The organism is Hymenobacter metallicola, assembly GCF_004745645.1.
Classification (GTDB): domain Bacteria; phylum Bacteroidota; class Bacteroidia; order Cytophagales; family Hymenobacteraceae; genus Hymenobacter; species Hymenobacter metallicola.
Genome location: NZ_SRMB01000003.1, coordinates 626,032 through 648,572, shown reverse-complemented (window position 1 = coordinate 648,572; position 22,541 = coordinate 626,032). Strand labels below are relative to the sequence as shown.

At 58.8% G+C, this 22,541-nt stretch carries 21 protein-coding genes; 12 read left to right on the top strand and 9 right to left on the bottom strand.

The features are described from left to right. The first annotated feature begins 73 nt into the window (after positions 1 to 73). The 5 genes from E5K02_RS17945 (at position 74) to E5K02_RS17925 (ending at position 6,823) form a co-directional block, all read left to right on the top strand. Entirely contained in the window at positions 74 to 508 is a 435-nt protein-coding gene (locus E5K02_RS17945) for a ribosome-binding factor A (protein ID WP_135396574.1), read from the top strand. Positions 509 to 567: 59 nt separating this feature from the next. Beyond that, positions 568 to 1,437 carry a class I SAM-dependent methyltransferase gene (locus tag E5K02_RS17940; RefSeq protein ID WP_240737347.1) on the top strand — a complete coding sequence of 290 codons (870 nt, stop codon included), beginning with the start codon at positions 568 to 570 and terminating at the stop codon, positions 1,435 to 1,437. A gap of 175 nt (positions 1,438 to 1,612) precedes the next feature. Then, on the top strand, positions 1,613 to 2,842 hold the full coding sequence (locus tag E5K02_RS17935) for an ABC transporter permease (RefSeq protein ID WP_135396573.1): 1,230 nt from the start codon (positions 1,613 to 1,615) through the stop codon (positions 2,840 to 2,842). Positions 2,843 to 3,020: 178 nt separating this feature from the next. Further along, positions 3,021 to 5,993 (top strand): DEAD/DEAH box helicase, encoded by a 2,973-nt coding sequence (locus E5K02_RS17930; RefSeq protein ID WP_135396572.1) that lies wholly within the window; start codon positions 3,021 to 3,023, stop codon positions 5,991 to 5,993. Continuing rightward, positions 5,993 to 6,823 (top strand): hypothetical protein, encoded by an 831-nt coding sequence (locus E5K02_RS17925; protein ID WP_135396571.1) that lies wholly within the window; start codon positions 5,993 to 5,995, stop codon positions 6,821 to 6,823. The genes E5K02_RS17930 and E5K02_RS17925 overlap by 1 nt, the downstream gene beginning before the upstream one ends. Before the next feature lie 7 nt (positions 6,824 to 6,830). On the opposite strand, the gene E5K02_RS17920 is transcribed toward E5K02_RS17925, so the two are convergent. Continuing rightward, positions 6,831 to 7,553: an SIMPL domain-containing protein gene (locus E5K02_RS17920; RefSeq protein ID WP_167856480.1), complete on the bottom strand. Its 723-nt coding sequence runs from the start codon at positions 7,551 to 7,553 to the stop codon at positions 6,831 to 6,833. Between the two features lie 155 nt (positions 7,554 to 7,708). Here E5K02_RS17920 and E5K02_RS17915 point away from each other — a divergent pair, with 155 nt between their 5' ends. The 5 genes from E5K02_RS17915 to E5K02_RS17895 all read left to right on the top strand — a co-directional run bounded on the left by E5K02_RS17915 (position 7,709) and on the right by E5K02_RS17895 (position 12,527). Further along, on the top strand, positions 7,709 to 8,149 hold the full coding sequence (locus tag E5K02_RS17915; protein ID WP_135396569.1) for an SRPBCC family protein: 441 nt from the start codon (positions 7,709 to 7,711) through the stop codon (positions 8,147 to 8,149). Between the two features lie 74 nt (positions 8,150 to 8,223). Beyond that, positions 8,224 to 9,411, top strand: coding sequence for a class I SAM-dependent rRNA methyltransferase (locus E5K02_RS17910; protein ID WP_135396568.1), 1,188 nt, complete (start codon positions 8,224 to 8,226; stop codon positions 9,409 to 9,411). A 188-nt stretch (positions 9,412 to 9,599) separates the two neighbouring features. Beyond that, positions 9,600 to 11,096 (top strand): 1-hydroxycarotenoid 3,4-desaturase CrtD, encoded by a 1,497-nt coding sequence (gene crtD, locus E5K02_RS17905; protein ID WP_135396567.1) that lies wholly within the window; start codon positions 9,600 to 9,602, stop codon positions 11,094 to 11,096. Positions 11,097 to 11,192: 96 nt separating this feature from the next. Continuing rightward, positions 11,193 to 11,882 (top strand): carotenoid biosynthesis protein, encoded by a 690-nt coding sequence (locus tag E5K02_RS17900; protein ID WP_167856479.1) that lies wholly within the window; start codon positions 11,193 to 11,195, stop codon positions 11,880 to 11,882. Between the two features lie 30 nt (positions 11,883 to 11,912). Further along, a complete protein-coding gene (locus tag E5K02_RS17895; protein WP_135396565.1) occupies positions 11,913 to 12,527 on the top strand; it encodes a TetR/AcrR family transcriptional regulator in 615 nt (204 codons plus the stop codon). Positions 12,528 to 12,596: 69 nt separating this feature from the next. On the opposite strand, the gene E5K02_RS17890 is transcribed toward E5K02_RS17895, so the two are convergent. The 4 genes from E5K02_RS17890 to E5K02_RS25615 form a co-directional block, all read right to left on the bottom strand. Then, positions 12,597 to 12,839 carry a DUF6952 family protein gene (locus E5K02_RS17890; RefSeq protein ID WP_135396564.1) on the bottom strand — a complete coding sequence of 81 codons (243 nt, stop codon included), beginning with the start codon at positions 12,837 to 12,839 and terminating at the stop codon, positions 12,597 to 12,599. A 13-nt stretch (positions 12,840 to 12,852) separates the two neighbouring features. Continuing rightward, complete coding sequence (locus E5K02_RS17885; RefSeq protein WP_135396563.1) at positions 12,853 to 13,170, bottom strand: thioredoxin family protein; 318 nt, start codon at positions 13,168 to 13,170, stop codon at positions 12,853 to 12,855. 124 nt (positions 13,171 to 13,294) lie between these two features. Continuing rightward, complete coding sequence (locus tag E5K02_RS17880; protein WP_135396562.1) at positions 13,295 to 14,812, bottom strand: T9SS type A sorting domain-containing protein; 1,518 nt, start codon at positions 14,810 to 14,812, stop codon at positions 13,295 to 13,297. A gap of 72 nt (positions 14,813 to 14,884) precedes the next feature. Then, positions 14,885 to 15,181 carry a hypothetical protein gene (locus E5K02_RS25615; protein ID WP_167856478.1) on the bottom strand — a complete coding sequence of 99 codons (297 nt, stop codon included), beginning with the start codon at positions 15,179 to 15,181 and terminating at the stop codon, positions 14,885 to 14,887. Positions 15,182 to 15,363: 182 nt separating this feature from the next. Here E5K02_RS25615 and E5K02_RS17870 point away from each other — a divergent pair, with 182 nt between their 5' ends. Continuing rightward, on the top strand, positions 15,364 to 16,050 hold the full coding sequence (locus E5K02_RS17870) for an arylesterase (protein ID WP_240737345.1): 687 nt from the start codon (positions 15,364 to 15,366) through the stop codon (positions 16,048 to 16,050). Between the two features lie 68 nt (positions 16,051 to 16,118). Here the strand turns inward: E5K02_RS17870 and E5K02_RS17865 are convergent, their stop codons facing one another. The 4 genes from E5K02_RS17865 to glgP all read right to left on the bottom strand — a co-directional run bounded on the left by E5K02_RS17865 (position 16,119) and on the right by glgP (position 20,586). Next, on the bottom strand, positions 16,119 to 16,712 hold the full coding sequence (locus E5K02_RS17865) for a DUF1989 domain-containing protein (RefSeq protein WP_135396561.1): 594 nt from the start codon (positions 16,710 to 16,712) through the stop codon (positions 16,119 to 16,121). Next, positions 16,702 to 17,373, bottom strand: a complete 672-nt coding sequence (gntA, locus tag E5K02_RS17860; RefSeq protein ID WP_135396560.1) for a guanitoxin biosynthesis heme-dependent pre-guanitoxin N-hydroxylase GntA — start codon at positions 17,371 to 17,373, stop codon at positions 16,702 to 16,704. The genes E5K02_RS17865 and gntA overlap by 11 nt, the downstream gene beginning before the upstream one ends. Positions 17,374 to 17,756: 383 nt before the next feature. After that, on the bottom strand, positions 17,757 to 18,815 hold the full coding sequence (locus tag E5K02_RS17855; RefSeq protein WP_167856476.1) for an alpha/beta hydrolase: 1,059 nt from the start codon (positions 18,813 to 18,815) through the stop codon (positions 17,757 to 17,759). A gap of 121 nt (positions 18,816 to 18,936) precedes the next feature. Then, positions 18,937 to 20,586, bottom strand: a complete 1,650-nt coding sequence (gene glgP / locus E5K02_RS17850; RefSeq protein ID WP_135396558.1) for an alpha-glucan family phosphorylase — start codon at positions 20,584 to 20,586, stop codon at positions 18,937 to 18,939. A gap of 411 nt (positions 20,587 to 20,997) precedes the next feature. Between glgP and E5K02_RS17845 the strand changes: the two genes are divergently transcribed. Next, on the top strand, positions 20,998 to 22,452 hold the full coding sequence (locus E5K02_RS17845) for a hydrolase (protein WP_135396557.1): 1,455 nt from the start codon (positions 20,998 to 21,000) through the stop codon (positions 22,450 to 22,452). Positions 22,453 to 22,541: the final 89 nt, after the last annotated feature.

The window sequence follows — 22,541 nt, the reverse complement described above, 5'->3', positions numbered from 1 at the left end:
ACCGGTGCCCCAATGGCATGGCCCTAAGTTCCTACGACTCCAAGCCCTTAACTTCCTATCTTTGCGGATTCTTATGGAAAGTAAACGACAGCAAAAGTTTGCCAGCCTCCTGCAGCAGGACCTGGCAGCCGTCTTTCAACGCGACTTGCCCCACCTGTTTCCTGGCTTGCCGCCGGGTATCAGCACCATCCGGGTGTCGCCTGATCTGGGCGTGGCCCGGGTGTACCTAAGCAGCTTGCTGGCCAATAGCGGCCCCCACCTGCTTGAACTGGTGCGCGACAACAGCAAAGAAATCCGCCAGGCCCTGGCTAAGCGAATTCGCCAGCAGGTGCGCATTATTCCCGAACTGGTGTTCTTCCTCGACGACAGCGCCGAATACGCCGCCCACATGGACGCCGTGCTGAGCAAGCTCGACATTCCGGCCGAAACGCCCGAGGATAGCACCGACCCCAAACCCGACGAAAAAGGTCCCGCCCGGCCCAAGCTTTTCGCCGACGAAGACGAATAGGGGGGAGGGAGAGGTTGTGAACTGGTGAGTAGCCGTTCAATCTGCGCAGCTCGCGCGAAATGAGCCCCCAGAATAGCAACCTCGCCCTTTCACCATCTCACCCTCTCAGCATTTCCCCCTTGTATTACGACCCGATTAAAAAGTCACTGGGCCAGGTATTTAACCGCACTCCGTGGCTGCGCCGCCTGTTTTACACCCTGCTCGACTTGCTGCTGCTCCGCACCTGGCACGTGCACCGCGAGCTGCGCCAATGGGCCGCTGGCCGGCAGGACGAAAACCTGATGATTCTGGACGCCGGCTCGGGCTACGGACAATATACCTACTGGCTGTCGGGCCTGAGTAAGAAGTGGAACATCCTGGCCGTCGACGTGAAAGACGAGCAGATTGCCGACTCCAACCAGTTTTTCCGCCAGATCGGGCGCACCAACGTGCAGTTTGCCGTCCAGGACCTGGTGCTCTACCAGGAACCCAACTCCTTTGATCTGGCCTTGTCGGTCGACGTGATGGAACACATTCTGGAAGACGTGGAAGTGTTCCGCAACATCCACGCCTCGCTCAAGGACGGCGGCATGCTGCTCATTTCCACTCCCTCCGACCAAGGCGGATCCGACGTGCACGCCGACGGCGAAACGTCCTTTATCGAGGAGCACGTGCGCGACGGCTACAACATTCACGAGATTCAGCAGAAGCTGCGCACCGCCGGCTTCGAGCGGATTGAGGCCCAGTACAGCTACGGCGAACCGGGCCAGATTTCGTGGCGCCTGAGCATGAAATACCCCATCCTGCTGCTGGGCATCTCGAAGTGGTTTTTCGTCCTGCTACCCTTCTACTACCTCATTACCTTTCCCTTCTGCCTGCTGCTGAACTGGATTGACTCGACCTCCAAGCACGATTCGGGCACGGGCCTGATTGTGAAAGCTTGGAAGTAAGGTTCACGCCGCTCTGCCTACACTGGCCGGTTGTGGCGCAGAATTGCGTTAGGCCCTTTATCTTGTCTGCTAATTCACGAAGTACGTCCCGTTAATGCGGCTTTCTGTGGCTTCTTTCGTACAAGTGCTTCGTGCTGTCGACCTTCTCCCTTTGTCCACCTAAAAAGCGCCCTGCATGAACGTCTCTCTGCTCATCGCCCGGCGTTATTTTTCGTCCAAGAACAAGCGCAACATTATCAGTATCATCTCCAACATTTCGATGGTGGGGGTGGCCGTGGGTACCATGGCCCTGATTATCGTGCTGTCGGTCTTCAATGGGCTGGAAGACTTGGTGCGCACGCTCTACGGCAAATCTGACCCCGACCTGCTCATTACGGCCGTGCAAGGCAAGTCCTTCGAAACCAACGAGCAACTGCTGCAGCGTATTCGGAGCACGGCCGGGGTAGGCCTACTTACCGAAGTCATCGAAGACAATGCCCTGCTGCAGTATCACGACCGGCAGATGGTAGTGAAAATGAAGGGCGTGAGTGAAAACTACTTTGCCCAGAGCGACATCGACTCGGCCATTGTAGAAGGAGACCACCGCCTGGTGCGCAACAACGAGAACTACGCCCTGCTCGGGGCCGGCGTGCAGCACGAGCTCAGCATTGCCCTCGACAACCGCTTTGCGCCCTTGCACCTGCTCTACCCGCGCAATACCGGCAAGAAAACCTTGTCGATGAACCCGGAAACGGCCTTTACCCAGCAAACCATCATTGCTGGTGGGGTCTTTCTGATTGAGCAGCACATCGACGACAGTTACATTTTCGTGCCCATCGACTTTGCCCAGAGCCTGCTCAACTACGGCAACCGTCGCACGGCCTTGGAAGTGAAAGTAGGCGCCAGCCGCACCATCGACGAGGTAAAGCAGGACCTGCAGCGTGTGCTGGGCACCGATTTCCACGTCTACGACTCTGACGAACAGCACGTGAGCCTGCTCAAGGCCATCAAGGTGGAAAAGATGTTTGTCTTCATCACCTTCGCCTTTATTCTGCTCATCGCCTCGCTCAACATCTTCTTTTCTTTGTCTATGCTGGTGCTGGATAAAAAGAAGGACGTAGCCATTCTGCTGGCCATGGGGGCTACCAGCCGGATGGTGCGCAACATCTTTCTGCTGGAAGGCGCCATCGTGGCCCAGGTAGGAGCCATCACCGGTCTGGTGCTGGGGGTCAGTATCTGCTGGATTCAACAGACCTTCCATATTGTATCTATGGGCATGGCAACCAGCGTAGTCGACTCATACCCAGTGAAGATGCAGTTGTCGGACATTGTACTTACCGGCATTGCTATCATTGTCATTACCATCACGGTATCCATCCGGCCCGCTCTCAACGCGGCGCGCCTCGATTTGCGCGAGAACTTGTAACCCTTTTGTGGTTACCATAGTAGTTCATCTACTCACAAGCCCAGTTCATCCCCTTATTGCAGCATCTCTGTCATATTAATTTCACTATTTCAATATTTAGTTTTACTTTTCTAGAAACCCCATGGTATTTAGTATTTGTCCTTAATTTCAATGCCTTATTCAGGCTTCTCATCCGACTATGAAGGTTTCTACTTCACAGCCTTTCCAGATTGTCTATTCGTTACTTGAGCACGAGTATCTAGGCTATCTATTTGAATCTTACGTGGTTCAGCGCAATGCTCGTGGGCAGCTCACGCTGCAACACCAAACGGTGTCGGCTAAAAATGCCCCAGAGTTTGCCGATGGGTTGGATGAAATAGACTTTGAACTGATTGCTTTGACGGATCAGATCCAGCAGGATGCTGTCATTAAAGAGTTCTGGGCCAAAAAAACCACGCCCGCTGACTTCTTCTTTAAGATTTACGACCCCGAAAAAGGGGATAAATCTCTGCAGGATGCCATTTGCCGCTACGTGCAGGACCGCATGGGCCAGATTCTGGAGCGTTTGCAGGGCAAGTGCGTCTTTATTATGGGCAAGGATGGGGAGCCGACCTGGAAGGAAATCAGCGTGGCCCCGGAGCCGGCATCGGTTTTATTTCACTTTCGCCGTAACGAGGACAGCACCCACTACTTCCCCACGATTCAGTATCAGGGCCAAAAGCTCGACTTTCAGTTTAAAAATGCCGTGATGGTATGCTTCCAGCCGGCCTGGATGCTGCTAAACGATACACTGCATAACTTCCGCAACGATGTGGACGGCAAGAAGCTGCAGCCTTTCCTGAACAAGAAGTTTATTGTTATTCCGCGCCAAGTGGAGGATAGTTACTTCCAGCGCTTCGTGGCCCCGCTGGTGGAGTCGTTCGACGTGCACGCCCGCGGGTTCGACATCCGCTCGGAGCGCTACGTGGCCCGGCCGCAGCTTACCTTCTCCGACGTGCCGGGCGCGACCATTGTGACCGAAGACGAGCGCAGCCGCTCGACGAGCATGCGCCGCAATGGCAGCGCCGAGTCCTCATCCGCGGCCGTCCTCACGGCCCCTTCCGACCACATTCACTTCGACCTCTCGTTCCGCTACGGCGACCATACCGTGCACAACAGCTACGACAAGCGGGTGTGCGTAAAGCTGGAAAAGAACGAAGACTCCTACATTTTTCACCGCCTCATCCGCAACCTCGACCGGGAACAGGAAATTATCCGCGAACTGGCCGACCGGGCTTTGGAGGTGCGCAATGGCCGCGCGGTGCTGGAGAAAGCCACGGCCTTCCGCTGGCTGCACAGCCACGCCGAGGAGCTGGCCCGCATGGGCTTCACGGTGCAGCAGGGCACTACCTCTAGTAAAGACTACTTTATCGGGGCCGTTACGGTGCAGGTCGGCATCACGGAAGGTAACGACTGGTTTGACGTGCACGGCACCGTCAGCTTCGGCGAGTTTGAAATTCCGTTTATCAAGCTCCGGCCCTACATCCTGGGGCGGCGGCCGGAGTTTCGGTTGCCCAACGGGCAGATTGCCATTATCCCCGAGGAGTGGTTTACGCAGTATCTGGAACTGTTCGCCTTTGCAGAAGAACACCAGCACACGCTGACGCTGCGCAAGCACCACCTGGCGCTGGTGTCGGACCTGCAGAACGGCAACCTGGCCACCGTAACCATGTCGCGGAAGCTGGAGCGCCTGCGCGGCTTCGAAGTGGTGGAAGACCAGCCCATGCCGGCCGGCTTTCTGGGGGAGCTGCGGCCCTACCAGAAGGCGGGCTACAACTGGCTGCACTTCGTGAAAGACTACCACTTTGGCGGCTGTCTGGCCGACGATATGGGCTTGGGCAAAACGGTGCAGACGTTGGCGCTGCTGATGCAGCGCAAGGAAAGCGGCGAATCACAAGGAGCCGCTTCGTTGCTGGTTATGCCAACTTCCCTGGTGTATAACTGGCTGAGCGAAGCTACCAAGTTTACGCCCAGCCTACGGATTCTGACGTACACCGGCACCTACCGCGACAAAAACGTGGAGCAGTTTGCCGATTACGACGTGATTCTGACCAGCTACGGCATTGTACGGCTCGACGCGGAACTGCTGCGGAGCTACGGCTTCGACTACGTGATTCTGGATGAGTCGCAGGCCATAAAAAACCCTAGCTCTACTACGTCGCAGGCCGTGCGGGGCCTCCGCTCCCGCCACCGCCTGATCTTGACCGGTACGCCGGTCGAAAACAGCACCATGGACCTTTGGTCGCAGATGTCGTTTATCAACCCCGGCCTGCTGGGCAGCCAGACCTTCTTCCGCAAGGAATTCCTCAAACCCATTGAGAAAGGCAAGGATGAGGTGCGCACCCGCAAGCTGCATGCCCTGATTAAGCCCTTCATCCTGCGCCGCCACAAAGCCCAGGTAGCCAAGGAATTGCCTAGCAAGATTGAGCACCTGAGCTACTGCCCCATGACCGAGGAGCAGGCTCACTGCTACGAAGAAACCAAGAGCTATTACCGCAACAAGATCCTCAAGAACATTGAGGAGCACGGCACGGCCGGCACTCAGTTTATGCTCTTGCAGGGCCTGACCAAGCTGCGCCAGATTGCCAACCACCCCCGCATGGCCCACGAAGACTACGAGCACGAGTCGGGCAAACTGCGGGAGGTGATTCGCATGATTCGGAGCGTGGTGTCGGAAGGCCACAAAGTATTGGTCTTCAGTCAGTTTGTGAAGCACCTCGACATTGTGCGGGCCTCGCTCGACGAGAAGCAGGTGGAGTATGCCTACCTCGACGGTAACACCCGGGACCGGCACAAGGAAGTAACCCGCTTCCAGGAAACGGAGGAGCTGCGCGTCTTCCTGATTTCGCTTAAAGCTGGCGGCGTGGGCCTCAACCTCACCGCCGCCGACTACGTCTTCATCCTGGACCCCTGGTGGAACCCCGCCGTGGAAGCCCAGGCCGTGGACCGGGCCCACCGCATCGGGCAGCAGCGCACCGTGTTTACCTACAAGTTCATCACCAAAAACACGGTGGAGGAGAAAATCCTGGCTCTGCAGAACAAGAAGATTCAGCTGGTAACGGACCTGATAACCACCGACGAGGCCATTATCAAGAGCCTGACTAAGGAGGACATTGAGGAGCTGCTAGGGTAATGCCAGCAGCTCTTTCCTCATCTTCCCTCGAACCGGAGCTGTCAGCCTGGCAAACTGTTTATTCGCTCAACTGCGGCAAGCACCATATTCTCAGCCTTGACGCGGATGAGTATGCCAATTACATTGCCCTACTTAGCAATGGGGAGGTCTGGACCAATGGCTGGCAACTGGCGCTGAACCAGCAGTTTCAGTTTCCAATTATCCGGGAAATTGACGCCGACCAGTTTCTGATTGTGGAGTCGCGCCGGGAACAGCACGACAACGGACACATCTTTGATACTGCCGGGCGCAAGCTGTTGACTTTCAACGCGGGTGATGCAGTGGAGGACGTAGTGGTGCAGGCTGGGCAGATTGTCGTTTCTTACTTCGACGAGGGTATCGGCAGCGGCAAGCCCAGCAGTGACGGGCTGGCGGTGTTTGACTGCGCCGGGCAGCAGCTGTTTGGGATGAACTCAAGCGGCCAGCCTGTTTTCATACTAGATTGCTACGCCCTGACCAGACTTGGCAAGGACAGTGTTCTAGCATATACCTATACCGGGTTTCCGCTGCTGGAACTACGCCTGACCGATTACCACCTGCAGCAACAGCCCACTCCCGCTGACTTCCGGGGCAGCCACGCCCTGACGACCACCCGCGGCAACGTTATTTTTTACGGCTCCTACGAGGAAACCTGCTTTTTCTGGTGGAACCGCAACGACAAAGTGCGGCGCTTCGGCGATTTGCCCGCCACGTCCCTGCACGGTATTGGGGAGGGTAAATTCCTGACCTATGACGCCAACAGCTTCACCATTATCGACGCCCTGGCGCTGATGCGCGAGGCCAGCATGTAGCCCTGGCTTATTCCAACGCCGACACTAGGCTGCAGGTACTGTTGAAGCGTAGCAGCTCGGGGGTGGTTTTGAAGCCCCGGCCCCCGAAACCCTTGCCGTAGAGCTCAATATCAGCCGACTGCCCATAGCCGCCGGAGCTGCTTTCGGGGCTGGAGGAGTCGCTGGCTTCGAGCACGGCGCCCCGCTTCACGTGCAGGGCCGCGCACATCTTGTCGGCCGTTTTGGCCGCGTCCCGCAGGGCTAGCACGTCGGCCTCGCGGCGCAGGCTGTCGGCCTGGGTGTGGCCGTAGCTCAGGTTCTTGATACGGCTGATGCGGGTGGCCAGTAGCTCTTCCAGGTAGGGCGTCAGCTGCTTCAAATCCGTAATGCGCACCGTGACGGACTGAGTAGAGTTAAACCCGATAAACACCTCTTTCTCGCGCACATACCCAAATTCCTTGTTGGAGGAAGTGCTGCTCACCCGCACATCATTAGCCCCCTTGGCATAGCGCCTCGACAGGGCCAGCACCTGGTCGACTACCGTTTGCACCTCGGCTACGGCATCCTTGAGCTTGGGGCGGGTAAAGGCCGCGTCTACGGTTAGCTCGGCGTAGTCGGGGTAGACCGTTACGCTGCCGTAGCCAACACTTTTCACCTGCCGTGGCGCCGCCGAAACGGCGGGGGTAGGTTGGCAGGAGTTTAGGCTGAGCAGGGAAAGACCAGCGGCAACGACAAGACGCAGTTGATTCATAGGATTACGGAAGTATAGGTGTTGAGCTATAACTCCAGCCGTGCAGTTGAGCGTATGCCGTCCCGCCATTTTTCTTTTGCACTCATAAGCCACTTAGCTGTTTCAGAAGGCCGGATCTGCAAAACAAAGGGGTAATACCGGTAGTTAGCCAGCCTATGCACGTCACCCTTCGTACGCCCGTGGCCCAGCCGCCCGCTCAGGTATTTGCCGGCTTCACCCGGGAGCTGTTTCTGGCCCTGGCCCCGCCGTTTCCGAAGCTCCGGCTGCACCGCTTCGACGGCTGCCAGCGCGGCGACCAGGTGGAAATTGAGCTTGTCAGCGGCCCGCTGCGCCAGCGTTGGACCAGCCTTATTACCGACCACGGCGTAGAACCCGACGGGACTCACTTCTTTGTCGACGAAGGCCAGGTGCTACCTGCCCCGCTGCGCTACTGGCGGCACCGCCACCTGATTGAACCCGGCCCCCGGGGCGGCAGCGTGATTGTAGATGCCCTGGCATTTCGTACGGCCTCGCCCATCCTCGACGCCCTGCTCTACCCGCTGATGTGGGCCCAGTTTGCCTACCGGCAGCCCATTTACCGCCGCGTATTCGCCTAATACGCCGAGGATAACGGTGGCTGCCGGGCTTTGGCGTACTTTTGTGGTTCGTACTGCCACTTAGCTTCTTCGTTATGCCCGCCATTGTCACGCTCAAACCAGGTAAAGACCAATCCTTGCGCCGCCGCCACCCTTGGGTGTTTTCGGGCGCCATCGGCCGCATGCAGGGCGAGGTGCTGGAGGGTGAAGTCGTGACGGTGCAGGCCCCGAATGGCGAAGTGCTGGGCGTGGGCCATTACGCCCCCGGCTCTATTGCCGTGCGCATGCTCGACTTCGGCCCCGACGCCCAACTGCCGGATGCCGCCTTTTGGGAAGGCCGGCTTCGCAATGCGTACGAGCTGCGCAAAGGCCTGCAACTCACGGGTCAGGGCAATACCAACGTGTACCGCCTCACCCATGCCGAGGGCGACGGCCTGCCCGGCCTCATCATCGACGTGTACGGCGACGTGGCCGTGGTGCAGGCCCACAGCGCGGGCATGTACAAGGCCCGCCCCCTGATTGCGGCCGCGCTGCAGGCCGTAATTCCCGGCTTGCGGGCCATCTACGACAAGAGCGCCGAGACGGTGCCGGCCAAGGCCGCCCCCGGCGCCCAGAACGGCTACCTCTTCGGGGAAAGCAACGGGCAGGAGCATATTGTGCACGAAAACGGCCACCCCTTTGCCGTCGACTGGGAAACGGGCCAGAAGACCGGCTTCTTCATCGACCAGCGCGACAACCGCAGCCTGCTGGCCCGCTACGCGCCCGGCCGCCGTGTGCTAAATACGTTCTGCTACACCGGCGGCTTCAGCTCCTACGCCCTGCAGGCCGGGGCCGAGCTGGTACATTCGGTGGATAGCTCCAAAAAAGCCATTGAGCTGACCGAGCGCAACGCAGCCCTTACCGGCCTGGAAAGCAAGCACGAAGCCTACGCCCAGGACGTGTTTAGCTTTCTGAAAGACCGCCACAACCAGTACGACCTCATCGTGCTCGATCCGCCGGCGTTTGCCAAGCACCTCTCGGCTCGTCATAACGCCCTGATGGGTTATAAGCGCCTGAATGTGGCGGGCATCAAGCAGATTGCGCCCGGTGGTCTGCTCTTTACCTTCTCCTGCTCCCAGGTCGTATCGGCCGAGCTATTTGAAGGTGCCGTGCTGGCCGCCGCCATCGAAGCCGGCCGCCCCGCCCGCATCCTGCACCGCCTTACCCAGCCCGCCGACCACCCCGTGAGCTTGTTTCACCCCGAGGGCGAGTACCTTAAAGGGCTGGTGCTGGCCGTGGAGTAAGGTAACTTCTGGAATAGCGGGAGCTGGCAGGGCTGGTGCCCGGGTTTTGGGCGGAGTGGCTCGAACAATTTGCCGGCCAGTTTGTGAAAGGTACTGACAGCCCTGTTTGGAGCCACAAGGCTTTGTACTCGATTTAAACAGGACACCGCAGAACATGAGCATTCCACGGAACAACTGATAAACCCGATTTGGCGCGTAAACACAAAACCAGTAGCTCGGTCAAGCAGCCGGCGGCCATTATCGGCGCCGGTATTGCCGGTATTGCGGCGGCCGTGCGGCTGGCGCTGAAAGGCCACGCCGTCACGGTTTTCGAGGCCCAGGATACGTTTGGGGGCAAGATGCACCAGTTCGACCTGCCCGGGGGCTACCGTTTCGACGCCGGCCCCTCGCTGTTTACTTTGCCCGCCCTGGTAGACGAACTGTTTCGCCTGGCCGGGCGCGACCCCCAGGACCACTTCCGCTACGAGCGTCTCGACCCGATTACGCAGTATTTCTTTGCCGATGGCACCCGGCTGACGGCCTGGGCCGACGAGCAGAAGTTTGCCCAGGAAATAGAAGCCCAGCTGGGCGTGCCCGCCGCCAGCGTCCGGAAGTTTTTGCAGCGCAGCGGCCACGCTTATGCGGCCACTGAGAATACCTTCCTGCACAAGTCGCTGCACAAGGCCGGCACCTACTTCAGCGCCGACGTGCTCAAGGCCCTGGCGGCCCTGCCCGGTCTGGGCCTCACCGGCACCATGCACCAGCGCCACGCCAGTGCCTTTTCCGACCCGCGCCTGGTGCAGCTCTTCGACCGGTTTGCGACCTACAACGGCTCGGACCCCTACCAGGCCCCGGCCACGCTGAGCCTGATTCCGCACCTGGAGCACGGCATTGGCGCTTTTTACCCCGAAGGCGGCATCTACAGCATTGCCCGCAGCCTGGTAGAGTTGGCCGAGGAGCTGGGCGTGGAGTTTCGCTACGGCGAGGCAGTCGAGGAAATTCTAACGGCGGGGGGGCAGGTAACCGGGGTGCGCACGGCCCAGGACGTGTACGATTTCGGCGTGGTAGTCAGCAACATGGACGTGGTGCCGACCTACCGCCGCCTGCTGCCCACGCAGCCCGCCCCCGAACGAACGCTCGGCCAGCCCCGCTCTTCCTCGGCCCTTATTTTCTACTGGGGCATAGCTCACAGCTTTGCCGAGCTGGGCCTGCACAACATCTTCTTTTCCCAGGACTACCGCCAGGAATTCCAGGCCATTTTCGGGGAAAAGACGGTGGCGGATGACCCGACGGTCTACGTAAACATCACCTCCAAAAAAACGCCAACCGATGCGCCGGCAGGCCACGAAAACTGGTTTGTGATGGTGAACGTGCCCCACAACCAGGGCCAGGACTGGGACGCGCTGATCCAAAAGACCCGCCGCGCCGTACTGGCAAAGGTAAGCCAGACCCTGGGAGTAGCCGTCGAGCCCCTAATCCGGGCCGAGCAGGTCTGGGACCCGCGGGGCATCGAGCAGCGTACTTCCTCATTTGGCGGCGCCCTGTACGGGAGCAGCTCCAACAATCCCCTGGCGGCCTTCCTGCGCCACCCCAACTTTTCGGGGAAGCTGGAAGGGCTGTACTTTTGCGGGGGTAGCGTCCACCCCGGCGGGGGTATTCCGCTGTGCCTGTTGTCGGCCAAGATTGTGGCCGGCCTCATTAATTAGTACTCAAGAATTGATAATTATTAATTGAAATGCTCGCTGTGTACTATAGCGTGGGCTCATTTTTAATTACTGATTATTAATTGCTACTTCTCGTCTGTGTCTGCTTCCGAATCAACCCAACACCTGCCCGTGCCGCCCGTGGCCCCCGATACCAGCCACCGCCGGTTGCGCGTGGCCCAGGGCATCCTGCTGCTCTTCCACGTTACGGGGTTCCTGGGGCTGGCCTTTTCCAAAGACCCCTCGTTTTACCTGCAATTTGTTCCCCTGAACCTGCTGCTGACGGCCGTGCTGCTCTTCGCCTTTCAGCGCGAGCGGAACTTTGCCTTCCTCAGCTTCTGCCTCACGACCATGGCCGTGGGTTTCTTCGTGGAAGTGGTGGGCATTCAAACCGGGAGGATCTTTGGCCAATACAGCTACGGAGAAACCCTGGGCCTGAAGTGGCTGGGCGTGCCGCTCATTATCGGCCTGAATTGGGTAATGCTAACCTATATGGGGGGTGTGCTGGCCCGCTACCTGCCGTTGCCCGGCTTCCTGCGGGCCGTGGTAGGGGCCTTGCTGCTGGTTGGTATGGACGTTTGCCTGGAGCCCGTGGCTGTGCGCTACGACTTCTGGACCTGGGCCTACGATTTGATTCCCCTTCAAAATTTCAAGGGCTGGTTTGCCGTTGCGCTTATCCTGCAAGTGTTCTTCAACCGCAGCAGCTTTGAAAAACATAACCCCTTGGTTCCCTTCGTGTACCTGCTGCAGTTGCTGTTTTTCTTCGGCCTTGGCCTGTTTATTCGCTAACTTTAGTGAGTTTCAACCTGCCGGCCTGCTATGAACCCAACTTTACGCAATACCTTACTGGAAGAAGCTGTCCAGCTGTTTCAAACCCGCGGTATCTCGAGTTTGTCGCTGGAGCAGATCATGCAGGCCCTGGATATTTCGCCGGCCACCTTCCGAGAAATGTTTCACGACAAGGATGACCTGGTCCTGCAGGTAACTCAGCACGATATTGACCGCCAGAAACGGGAGCATGCCGAGCTCTACCAGCGCGTAGACAATGCCGTGGCCCGCCTGCTGAGCTTGCTGGAAATGGGTATCCGGGACTTGCGCAAAGTGAAGTCGCCCCAGTACTTCTCCGACCTGATTCAGGATTTTCCCCGCGCCTGGGAATTGGGCCAGCAGCACCTGGCCGAATACTCCATGCCCCAGATTCATAACCTGCTCAACGACGCTATTCTGCACAAGAGCATGCGCGGCGACATCAATATTGCCCTGGTCAGCAAAATCATCATCGAGCAGCTCTACATGGTGCTGAACGAGCAGATTTTCCCGCCCAGCCGCTACGACGTGGCCGAGGTGTTCCGCAGCGTGTACCTCTATTATATCCGGGGCCTGTGCACCGAGGATGGGCTCAAAGCGGCCTCCACGTACTTTGCCCGCATGTAGCTGGCCCCTAGCCAACAACGAAAAAGAGGAGCCCTGCGGGCTCCTCTTTTTCGTTTGCGCATCCGCTGACTAGCTGATGGATACGCGCACTTTCTTGGTGTATTCGCGCAGGGCATCCTTGAACTCAGAGCCATTGTCCTGCATATGGTTGAGGATGAAGATGGCGGCAAACACGTGGGTCAGCTGTTCGCCTTCGTCTTCCCCTTCTACCTCAAAAGCCGGCTGCTGCTCGTCGAGCAGAGCCTCTTCGGCCGCTACCAGGCTTTCCAGGGTCTGGGTTTCTACCAGGCGCTTAATTGCGGGTATTTTCATAGCTGCGCCGACCTTAGTTCAAGCGGTTAATCAAATCAGCTACGGCTTCTTCCTTGCTGGCCGACACGGTGTCTACCAGTTCGCCGTCTTTGAAAATGGCGAAGAAGGGCAGCGTGGTCACGTTGGCCAGCTTGCGGGCGGCCGGGCTGGTTTCGGCATTCACATCCAGGAACTTGATGTTCTGGTTTTGCTCGGCCTGGGCCAGGCGCTTGTACTTGGGCGAGAACAGGCGGCAGTTGCCACACCAGTCGGCGTAGTACTTTACCACGACTTTTTCGTGGGTTTCGAGCAGTTGCTGGAAGTCGGAATCAGTTGCTTTCGTAACGGGCATTATGCAAAGGAGGTTGATGTAAAAAAGAAGCAGCCAGATAAGAACAATTCTTATCTGGCTGCAAAGCTAAAGCACGAAACCGGCAAAAAGGTTTATTCGGCCATTAATTTCCTGAACTCTTTTTCTACTCGCGCACCAAACGGGTACGCAGCACCTTGCCGTCAATTACGGCTGTCAGCAGGTACACCCCTACCGGTTGGTTGTCCTGGAAGAAAGCCGGCAGCTTGTTTTCCCCGGCCTGCAGCACTACCGGCCCCTGGCTTACCATGCGGCCTAAGGCATCGTGCACCGTCAGCTGCACCGTCTGGGAAGTAGCGGCTCCGATGTAGAGGGTATACTGGCTACGGGCCGGGTTGGGCGCTGCTGCTAAGCTGCTGGCCACGCTACGCCGGGGAAAGTTGACCACCCGCACCGGCGAGAAGCGGTCGGTGCCGTCGGCGTCGCGCTGGCGCAGGCGGTAGTAGAGCAAAGCGCCCCGGTTGGCCGCATTGGCATCCGTGTAGCGGTACTGCTGGGCGGCGGTAGTAGTGCCTTTACCGGCTACAAAGCCGACGCGCTGGAAGACCTTGCTATCCAGGCTGACTTCCACGAAGAAGCCTTCGTTATTCGCTTCCGAAGCCGTCGACCAGTTCAGCACGGCATCGTTATCCTGGGCCTGGGCCGCAAACGCGCGCAGCTCCACGGGCAGCGGGTTGTTTTGGTCGGCGGCGGTAAAAATGCCATACGTGTTCTGCAGATCCGTCGTCAGCGTGTTGTTTGCCACACTCACGCTTCCTTGGGGCGACTCCCAGTTCAAGCCGTTCCAGCGCTGCAGGCGCAGGCGACTTTCCACAATGCTGTTGGGGGCAGTATTCCATTCTGCCGTCAGGTAGCCCAGCGTTAGGGTAGAGGTAGGCGCCAGCGTGTAGTTGTTGGGCTGCACAATCCAGTACCGGTCGATGGCGTAGTTGGCATTGCCACGCAGGGCGCTAACGCCCGACGGCAAGGGTAGGTTATCGGCGCTGGTAGGGTAGGTGGCAAACGAGAGGCTGCCCGCGCTGCTGCCTCCGGCCGTGATATTGGCCACCATGGCCACGTCGGCACTACCGCTGTTCATGGGCACCGTGTAGGTACCCGTGTTCGAGCCAATGACCCAGACCAGCCGGCCATAGCCCGCCGAAGACGTCGATTCGCTGACCAAGGAACCCGTTGTGCGGCTAATACCCGTAGTCGCGCCGTTATTAACCGTCAGAACCTTGGAATTGAGCTGCAGCTGCCTGGCACCCAGCGTGAGCACGCCGTTGCTGTTGCCCACCGAGGCATCGGCAGCCAGCTTCACCGGGCCGGTAGCAGCACTGATATCGAGCGAGTGGAAGGTGGTAGCGGCCGTACCCCCGATTTGCTGGGCGGCGCTACCGTTTAGCTTCACCGTGCCGGTAGCAGGTGTCAGTACGCCGGCGCTGGTGCTGTTGTCCCAGTTGCCGGTCAGGCTCAGCGTACCGGCGTTGTCGATGATGCCTGTACCACTGACGCTCACGTCACCGACAACCGACAGTTCAGCCCCCGACTGGATGGTAATAACGGCGCCCTGGTTGGAAAGCCCCTGGCCCAAGGCCGGTACGGCGGCCAGCAAAAGACCACAAATTGGTAAAGCCTGTTTCATAGCGGAGAAGGTGCGAGGCAGACTACTGCCGCGCCGGGAAAGTGCCTTGTAAAGCAATATAATACCCCAGTGTCAGGTAGGGCTGCATGTTGTTGTGCGGCAGGGCGCTGCCAGTATCCAAGCCGTGGCCGTGCGCTGGTAGATGAGCAACCCCTCGGCTGGGCTGGCAATTTTGTCCCGGTCGGCCATGCTGAGGCGCGGGGGCAGAAAGCCTTTGGGCGTGGTAGTACCCGGCGCTACTTCTAATACGGCTGACGCGTTGGGACCGGCTACCCCAATCCCAACGCTGCCAGCTTGAGCATACGCTGATAATGAACCGGTTACCAGCATTGATGCTGGCAGCAAGCTAAACCGTAGATTTTTGCTCATACTTTGGGGAAGTGGGCCGGCACAGGTGGGCCCAACAATATTCAAACTTACTAAGAAGCCAAATATATAGTAAGAAGTTTATACACCTGATGACCGCCAAAAGGCTGACAACGGCAACTCACAGACAGGAAACCACGGTATAGAAGGGGCTGAATCTGGTTTGGCTTCTTGTAGTTACGCGTATGCGCTATTCTGTTGCACTCAGCCTTAGTCTGCTGCTGGCCGCCTGTGGCCCGGCCGACTCTACTCCCGCTACCCACCCTCAGGCGGTAGCTCCTCTTCGTATGCAGAACATTCTTTTCTTTGGTAACAGCCTCACGGCTGGCTACCAGCTGCGGGCCAGTGAGGCCTTTCCTTCCCTAATTCAGGAGCGTCTCGATTCGCTTAAGCTACCCTACAAAGCCCTCAATTATGGCGTAAGCGGTGAAACTACTGCCGGCGGCCGGCAGCGTATTGCCAGCGTGCTAGCCCGGCAACCCGTGGACGTATTCGTGCTGGAATTAGGAGCCAACGACGGGTTGCGCGGCATTCCGGTCCGCGAAACCACCCAGAACCTGCAGGCCATCATCGACCAAGTGAAGCTGAAGTATCCCAAGGCGCGCATCGTGCTGGTGGGGCTGGAGTTTCCTTTTGACCTGAGCGTGCTGGGCGGCCACCAGTACGGCCGCTACGCCGCCGAGTTCAAGGCCTTATTTCGCACTTTGGCTGAGAAAAACAGCCTGCCTTTCGTGCCCTTCCTTTTACAAGGCGTGCTGGGCCAGCGCCACTTGAACCTGCCCGACGGCGTGCATCCCAATGCGGCGGGTCAGAAGATCCTGGCCAATAATGTATGGGCCATCCTAGGCCCCATGCTGGACGACCAGCCCTAAGCTCCCGGGAGGGCTTAAAGCTGGTCGTCCGGCATGGGGCTGTTGTGTATGGCCCGAGGTATTTCCGCTTATCCTTCTATCTGGTACCCAATGGGTTTGAAAGCATAATTGTTCGACATTTCTGCCGAGCAGGCCGTAAGCCCTACCAAGAGGTCCATCTTGGCTTCCAGCACCACGTAGTCACCGGCCTTGCTTTTGGGCGGCAGCACGGCTACCCGGCCCGTGTCCCCATCCACGGTGACGTGCATAAAGAGGTTGAAGCTAATGGGAATGGCATCGGGGCTGATGCCGTACTGCTCCAGGGCGGCGCACAGGTTGCCGAAGCAGCCGCGGTGGGGCTGGGTGTGCCCGTAGATGATACGGAACGTGTCGGCGCTGCAGGGCGTGAGCAGAAAGTCGTGCCGACCAACGGTATCTTCCACAATCTCGCACATGACGTTGCTGCGGTTGGAGTACAGCGGGTGCCCCTTGGTCAGCAGAATCGTTTCGGCGTAGTCGATGGTGCGGCCCGAGGATATGGCTTCGGCCTTGTCGGCCAGGTTGTAGCACACAAAATCAGACACCTGCTCGCCTTCGATATCAACGACTTTGAGACGCTGACCTTTTTTGAGCAGAAACGACGTGCCGCTACGGGGCGGAATGATGGTGAGGTTATCGGGCATGTTGGCTTAAAAATGGGCATTTCCAGGCTTGGTCGTACACCTTGCCACTGTATTGGTACACTTCCGACGATTCTCCATAGTCTTCCAGCATGGGATTGATGGAGCCGGAGTAGGCCATGTCGCGGGTACGAATGGTCGTGCGGAGCTTGTCGTAGCGGCCTTCAGCCCGAATCCGTTCGAACTGGTCGTGGGCGTTAAAAACCAGGGTTGGGTACTTAAACTGCCGGGCCGGGCGGCTGCTCCCCGGATGCAGGCCAATCACGAAGAAAGCCTCTTCCTTCAGACTATAGCTGAAATCGGGGGAGGTGGGGTCGGCTACCACGCGCTTGTCGTATCCGTAGTGCTGGGCATCCAGATTAGACACAGCTTGCAGGCGCTGCCACAGCAACTCATCAAACTGGGCCTCGGTCGGGCTCTCGGGGCCCTTAAAGATTATAGCAGCGCTATGGTACAGCTTGTCGGCTTGCCGGTAGGTATCGACAACGTCGTAAAGAAACTGCAGGATAGCCGCGTCATCTTTGGGGCAGGCCATGTGGTCGACGACCAGCGTCTGAATCTGGTTCCAGGTAAGGGCGGTCTTGGCGGCCACGCAAGGAAAGTCTCGGTTTTGTATAAAATCAAGATATTCCCTTGTAACTATATTTTGCTCTTCATCAGTCATATCCAACAGATTACTGTCCAATCAGAGGAGGAATAACTCTATTCCTACCCCCTGAATACGACTGTATTTCTGTTGAAGTTTGATAATAAAATTGTTAAACAAATTCTTGCTTTTAGCGTAAGCTCGGCCATTATTACGGTTTAACTTGCTTCTGGGCCAGACTAAACAGTAGAACTACCGGTTAAAACCTCGGCGCTATTGCCGTGAAAAAGCAGAAAGGCGGGCCGACTTAACTGCCGTACCGCCTCTCAGCCAAAAACTACTGTTCTGCTTAAAGCAACCGAAGCTCAAGCATTGCACATTTCCTGGGACTACCGTATAACCGTGCGGGGCAGCTTGAACTCAGGCTCGACTTTGGGCTAGGCAGTTTTGGAAAATTTCAGCTACTGCTGGGGAGCAAAATCCAGATGCTGGTTGAAGAAGGGCAGCAGGTGCTGGTAGATGCGCCCGTTGCGCCCCATAATGCCACTGCCGTGCGTGCCCTCGTACTCCTGGGCCGAGTGCCGAATGCCGAAAGTACTGAGTAAGATGCTGAAGGAGCGGCAAGTGGGTGGAATATGGCGAAATTCATCCTGTCCGCCCCAGTCGAAAGCCAGGGCGCGCAACTGCCGCAGCCCAGCTGCATGAGCGGGCAGTAGATAAGTAGGCGTGGCAGCTACCCAACGTGGTAGCACAGCATCGCGCCGCGTCAGGCTGTCGGGGCCGAGGGAGCTGGGTAGAGCCGCGCCGAGAGGTCTGGCCTGCGGTTCGGCGGAAAAGGCCCGGGCCAAAGCTACTGTTATTTGCCCCGAGAAATTACCGGCCAAAGCGCCCTGGTTGGGTGCGCGCAGGGCCGCTTGCAAGCCCGCCGCACTAGCCATGTATTCGGGGTGGGGCCCCACAAAGGCTGGGCTCAAGGCGTAAGCGGCAGCCCAAGTGCCAGGATACCGCATGCTCAGGCGCAGGGTGCCGTTGCCGCCCATCGAGTGACCGGCCAGGCCGCGGCTGCCCGGTTGGGCCAGGGTGCGAAACTGCCCATCAATAAAGCGGATCAACTCCTGGGCGGTGAAGTCGGCCCAGGGGCCGTTGGTGGCCGAATTGGTGTACATGCTGCCGCCAAATAGCGTTTTTTCGTTGGGCGTCACCACAATTACGGGTCGAATCTGGCCGGCGGCAATAGCCTGGTCGAGCAAGGCGGGAAGGCCGTCCTGGTTAAACACCAGACTGTCGCTCCAGGCATAGCCGTGCAGGTAGTAGAGCACCGGGTAGCGGCGTTGCGGGTTGGCATCGTAGCCCGGGGGCAGGTACACGCTCACGCGCCGCCGCGGGTTTTCGCCGCCCGGGTTGCGGGCCAGCAGCTTCGAATTGAGGTAGGTAACGACGGTGCGCCCGGCCGGGACGGCGGGCTGGGCCAGCAGCGGATAGTAGCCCAGCAGCAGCCAAAGAAGAATCAAGCGTTTCATGCGGCGGGCAAGGTAGCACATGACGTTGGGAGCTGCTGCGGAAGCAGGACGGTATTTGGGTAGACGCTAAAAAGCCCGGCTTCCGCAGAAACCGGGCTTCCCAGGCGCTAGCCAGGCGACACTAGGCCGTGTACATCTCCCGGTAGTACTGCGTAGCCATGCGGTGCGACTCGAACTCGGGCTCGACTTCGCGCATAGCCGTTTTAGCAATTTCGAGGTACTTGGCCGGCTCGTCGTAGTAGAGCGGCAGAATCTCGTTTTCCAGCACGTCGAGCACGCCGCGGGCTTCCACGTCGTCCTTCACGTTGTCGGGCTCGGTGAGGTTGGCCAGGGGCAGCAGGAAGCCGTTTTCGCCGTGGCGCACAAATTCCGGAATCCAGCCGTCGGGGATGCTCAGGCTCAGGCTGGCGTTCATGGCGGCCGTCATGCCGCTGGTGCCGGAAGCTTCGCGGGGAAAGCGGGGCGTATTGAGCCAGATGTCGGAGCCTTTCTTGAGCAGCGCCGAGAGGCCCAGCTCGTAGCCCGTCAGCACGGCGCAGTTCTTGAACTGCTTGGTACGCTGGATGATGTCGTTGAACATGCCGATGGCGCCGTAGTCCTTGGGGTAGGGCTTGCCAGCCCAGATAACCTGCACGGGGCGGTCCTGCTTGCTCACCATCTGGGCAAACCGCTCGAAGTGATGCAGAATCAGGTTGGCGCGCTTGTAGCCGGCAAAGCGGCGGGCCCACACCACGGTCAGCACGTCCGGGTCGAGCAGGGTGCCGGTCTGGTCGGCCACGAAGTCGAAGAGCTGCTTTTTGAGTTCCCGCTTCCGGGCTTTCAGGGCCACGTCGTCGTTGGCTTCCAGGGCCGCGTGCAGCTCGGCGTCGCGCCAGTAGGTGCCGTTTTGGGAGTTGGTAATCGGGATAATGGGACAAATGCCTTCGTAGTGGCCCCACATGTCGTTAGCTACCTGCCCGTGCACTTTCGATACGGCGTTGGCTTTGCGCGAGAAGCGCAGGGCGGTGAGCGTGTAATTCAGCGTCTCGTTCTCCACCCGGGCCACCCGGCGGATTTCGTCGGCGGGCACGGTGCCGAAGAAGGTCATGTCGGTGAGCAGCTGCATGGGGTGCTCCTCGTTGCCGGCCAGCTCGGGCGTGTGGGTCGTGAATACCAGGCGCTTCTGCACTTCGGCCAGGCTACGGCCGTGCTTTTCGTAGAGGTAAAACGCCAGCGGCAGGCCGTGGCCTTCGTTGAGGTGGTAGGTGTCCATCGGCACGCCCAGCAAGTCGAGCAGCTTGCCGCCGCCAATGCCCAGCACCATCGACTGAGCCACGCGGGCGGCCGTGTCGGCGTCGTAGAGGTAGTGGGTGATGGTGCGGGAGATATAGTCGTTTTCGGGAATGTCGGTGGTCAGGAAGAACATCGGAGCCGTGCCGAACGTGTCGGGGGCCAGGTACATAGCCTTCACTTTCACCTCGGCTCCGTGAATGGTGATGGGGAACACCAGGCCGGTGTCTTCGAGGAAGGAGTAAGACTTCAGACGGAAGTCGGCCCGCATGGTCTGGTCTTCGTTGCGGCCCTGGTCGTAGTAGCCGTAGCTCCACAGCATGCCGATGCCGATGAGGTTCTGCTTGAGCTCGTAGGCTGAGCGCATATGGGAGCCGGCCAGAAAGCCCAGGCCACCCGAGTAGGTTTTCAGGGCCTGGTCGAGGGCAAACTCCATGGAGAAATACGCAGCCTGGGTGGAAAATTCAGCGGCCGGTGTGTATGGTAAAAACTGGAAGGACATGGGAAGGTTTGGTGAGAAGAGGAGAAGGCAAGCAGGCAAAAATCGAGTGCAGCACCCGGTAACCCTGGGCCAAGGTCAGTACATTCTTGGCTAAAAAAAAGCGGCGATTCCAAGATTTGAAGAGCAAACGTTTGCGCTACAGATTGCATTTTTTGGATTTCCGGGTAAGTCAGCTCCAACTCCGAAAAAGCAAACCGGCCCGTATGTTCCGCTCCGCTGCCCACGCGCAGAAAGCCATGAAAGTTGCGGTTTTACAAGGCTGCGGCAGGATTTGAATGTCTTAGATAACCTATTCATATTCTAAGGTTTGGTAACAAAACCATAACCTCTGGCACACGTTACAGGGGAGCCGTCGAGGCTAGCTTTGCCCGCAGTTCCGGTTTCCTTTCCCACTCCCAATCCCCTTTCTGTATGACGCATTCCTTCCGCTGGCTGGCAGCCTCGCTGCTGAGCTTTTCCGTGTTTTCCTGCGCTAAGCCGGAATTGGAGCCCAGCGCGGCTCCCGTAACGGCTGTCGGCACGGCCAACGTAGCCGCGGCCGGCTTCCCGGAAACGTTCGACTCGGGCACCAAGACGGCCTACACCACGGGCTCGGTTACCCTGGGCTCGGGCTCCTGGACGCTGAACGACGCGCTGCTGGGCAACACCACCGCCGACCCGAAAACCGGCACTCAGTCGGTGCGGATGCGCAACGTGGGCTCCCTGACCATGAACTTCAACACTACCACCGGCGCGGGCCTCGTCACGGTGCAGCACGCCGTGTACGGTACCGACGCGGCTTCCTCCTGGGAGCTGTGGGCCTCGGGCAACAGCGGTAGCACCTACGCCAAAGTGGGCAGCACCATCACGACCAGCAGCACCAGCCTGAGCACGGCCTCGTTCACGGTGAACCTGGCCGGCACCGTGCGCCTGCAGATCCGCAAGACCTCGGGCGGCACCAACCGCCTGAACTTCGACAATGTGACCATCGAACAGTATGGCAGCACCGACGGGGGCGGAGGCACCCCACCACCCACCGGCACGGGCAAGAAATTCCTGTTCGACGGCTCCCACGGGGAGCTGGCCGGCAATGCCGACTGGGTGCTCGACGTGAACAGCGGGGTGGCTTCTTCCATCCCTACTCCGGCCCAGTCGGGTATTACCAGCACCACCCCGGAAACCTACTGGACCGGGGCCATTTCGGCTTGGGGCGTAGCGCTGGTGAAGCGGGGCCACACCGTGGAGCAGCTGCCCGCCGGGGGCCGCATCACCTACGGCGACGCCTCCAATACCCAGGACCTGGCCAACTACAGCGTGTTTGTGGTTGATGAGCCCAACGTGGTGTTTACCGCCGCTGAGAAAACCGCCATCCTGCGCTTTGTCCAGAATGGGGGCGGCTTGTTCATGATTACGGACCACATCATCTCGGACCGCAACAACGACGGTTGGGACTCGCCCGAAATCTGGAACGACCTGATGAGCAACAACTCGGTGCAAACCAATCCGTTCGGCTTCTCCGTTAACTCCGACAACATTGTGGAGAACAGCACCAACGCGCTGGTTAGCTCCACCAACCCCATCATGAACGGGCCGCTGGGCACGGTGTCGCAGCTGTCTTTCCACAACGGGGCCACCATGACCCTGAACCCCTCGGCCAACGGCACTGTGCAAGGGCTGGTGTGGCGCAGCTCGGCCACCAAGGGCAATAATCTGGCTATGGCCGCCAGCTCCACCTTCGGCACTGGTCGGGTGGTAATTGTCGGCGACTCGTCGCCGGCCGACGACGGCACCGGCTCGCCCGGCAACACGGTGTACGACGGCTGGAATGAAAATGTGAGCCACGCCCGCCTCCACCTGAACGCCTCGCTCTGGCTGGCTAAGCTGTAGCAAATAAATTACGCAAGAAAAAAGCCCTGCTGTTTCGTAACGGCAGGGCTTTTTTGTGTTAAAACAAGCCAGAAACAGGGTTTTGCGAG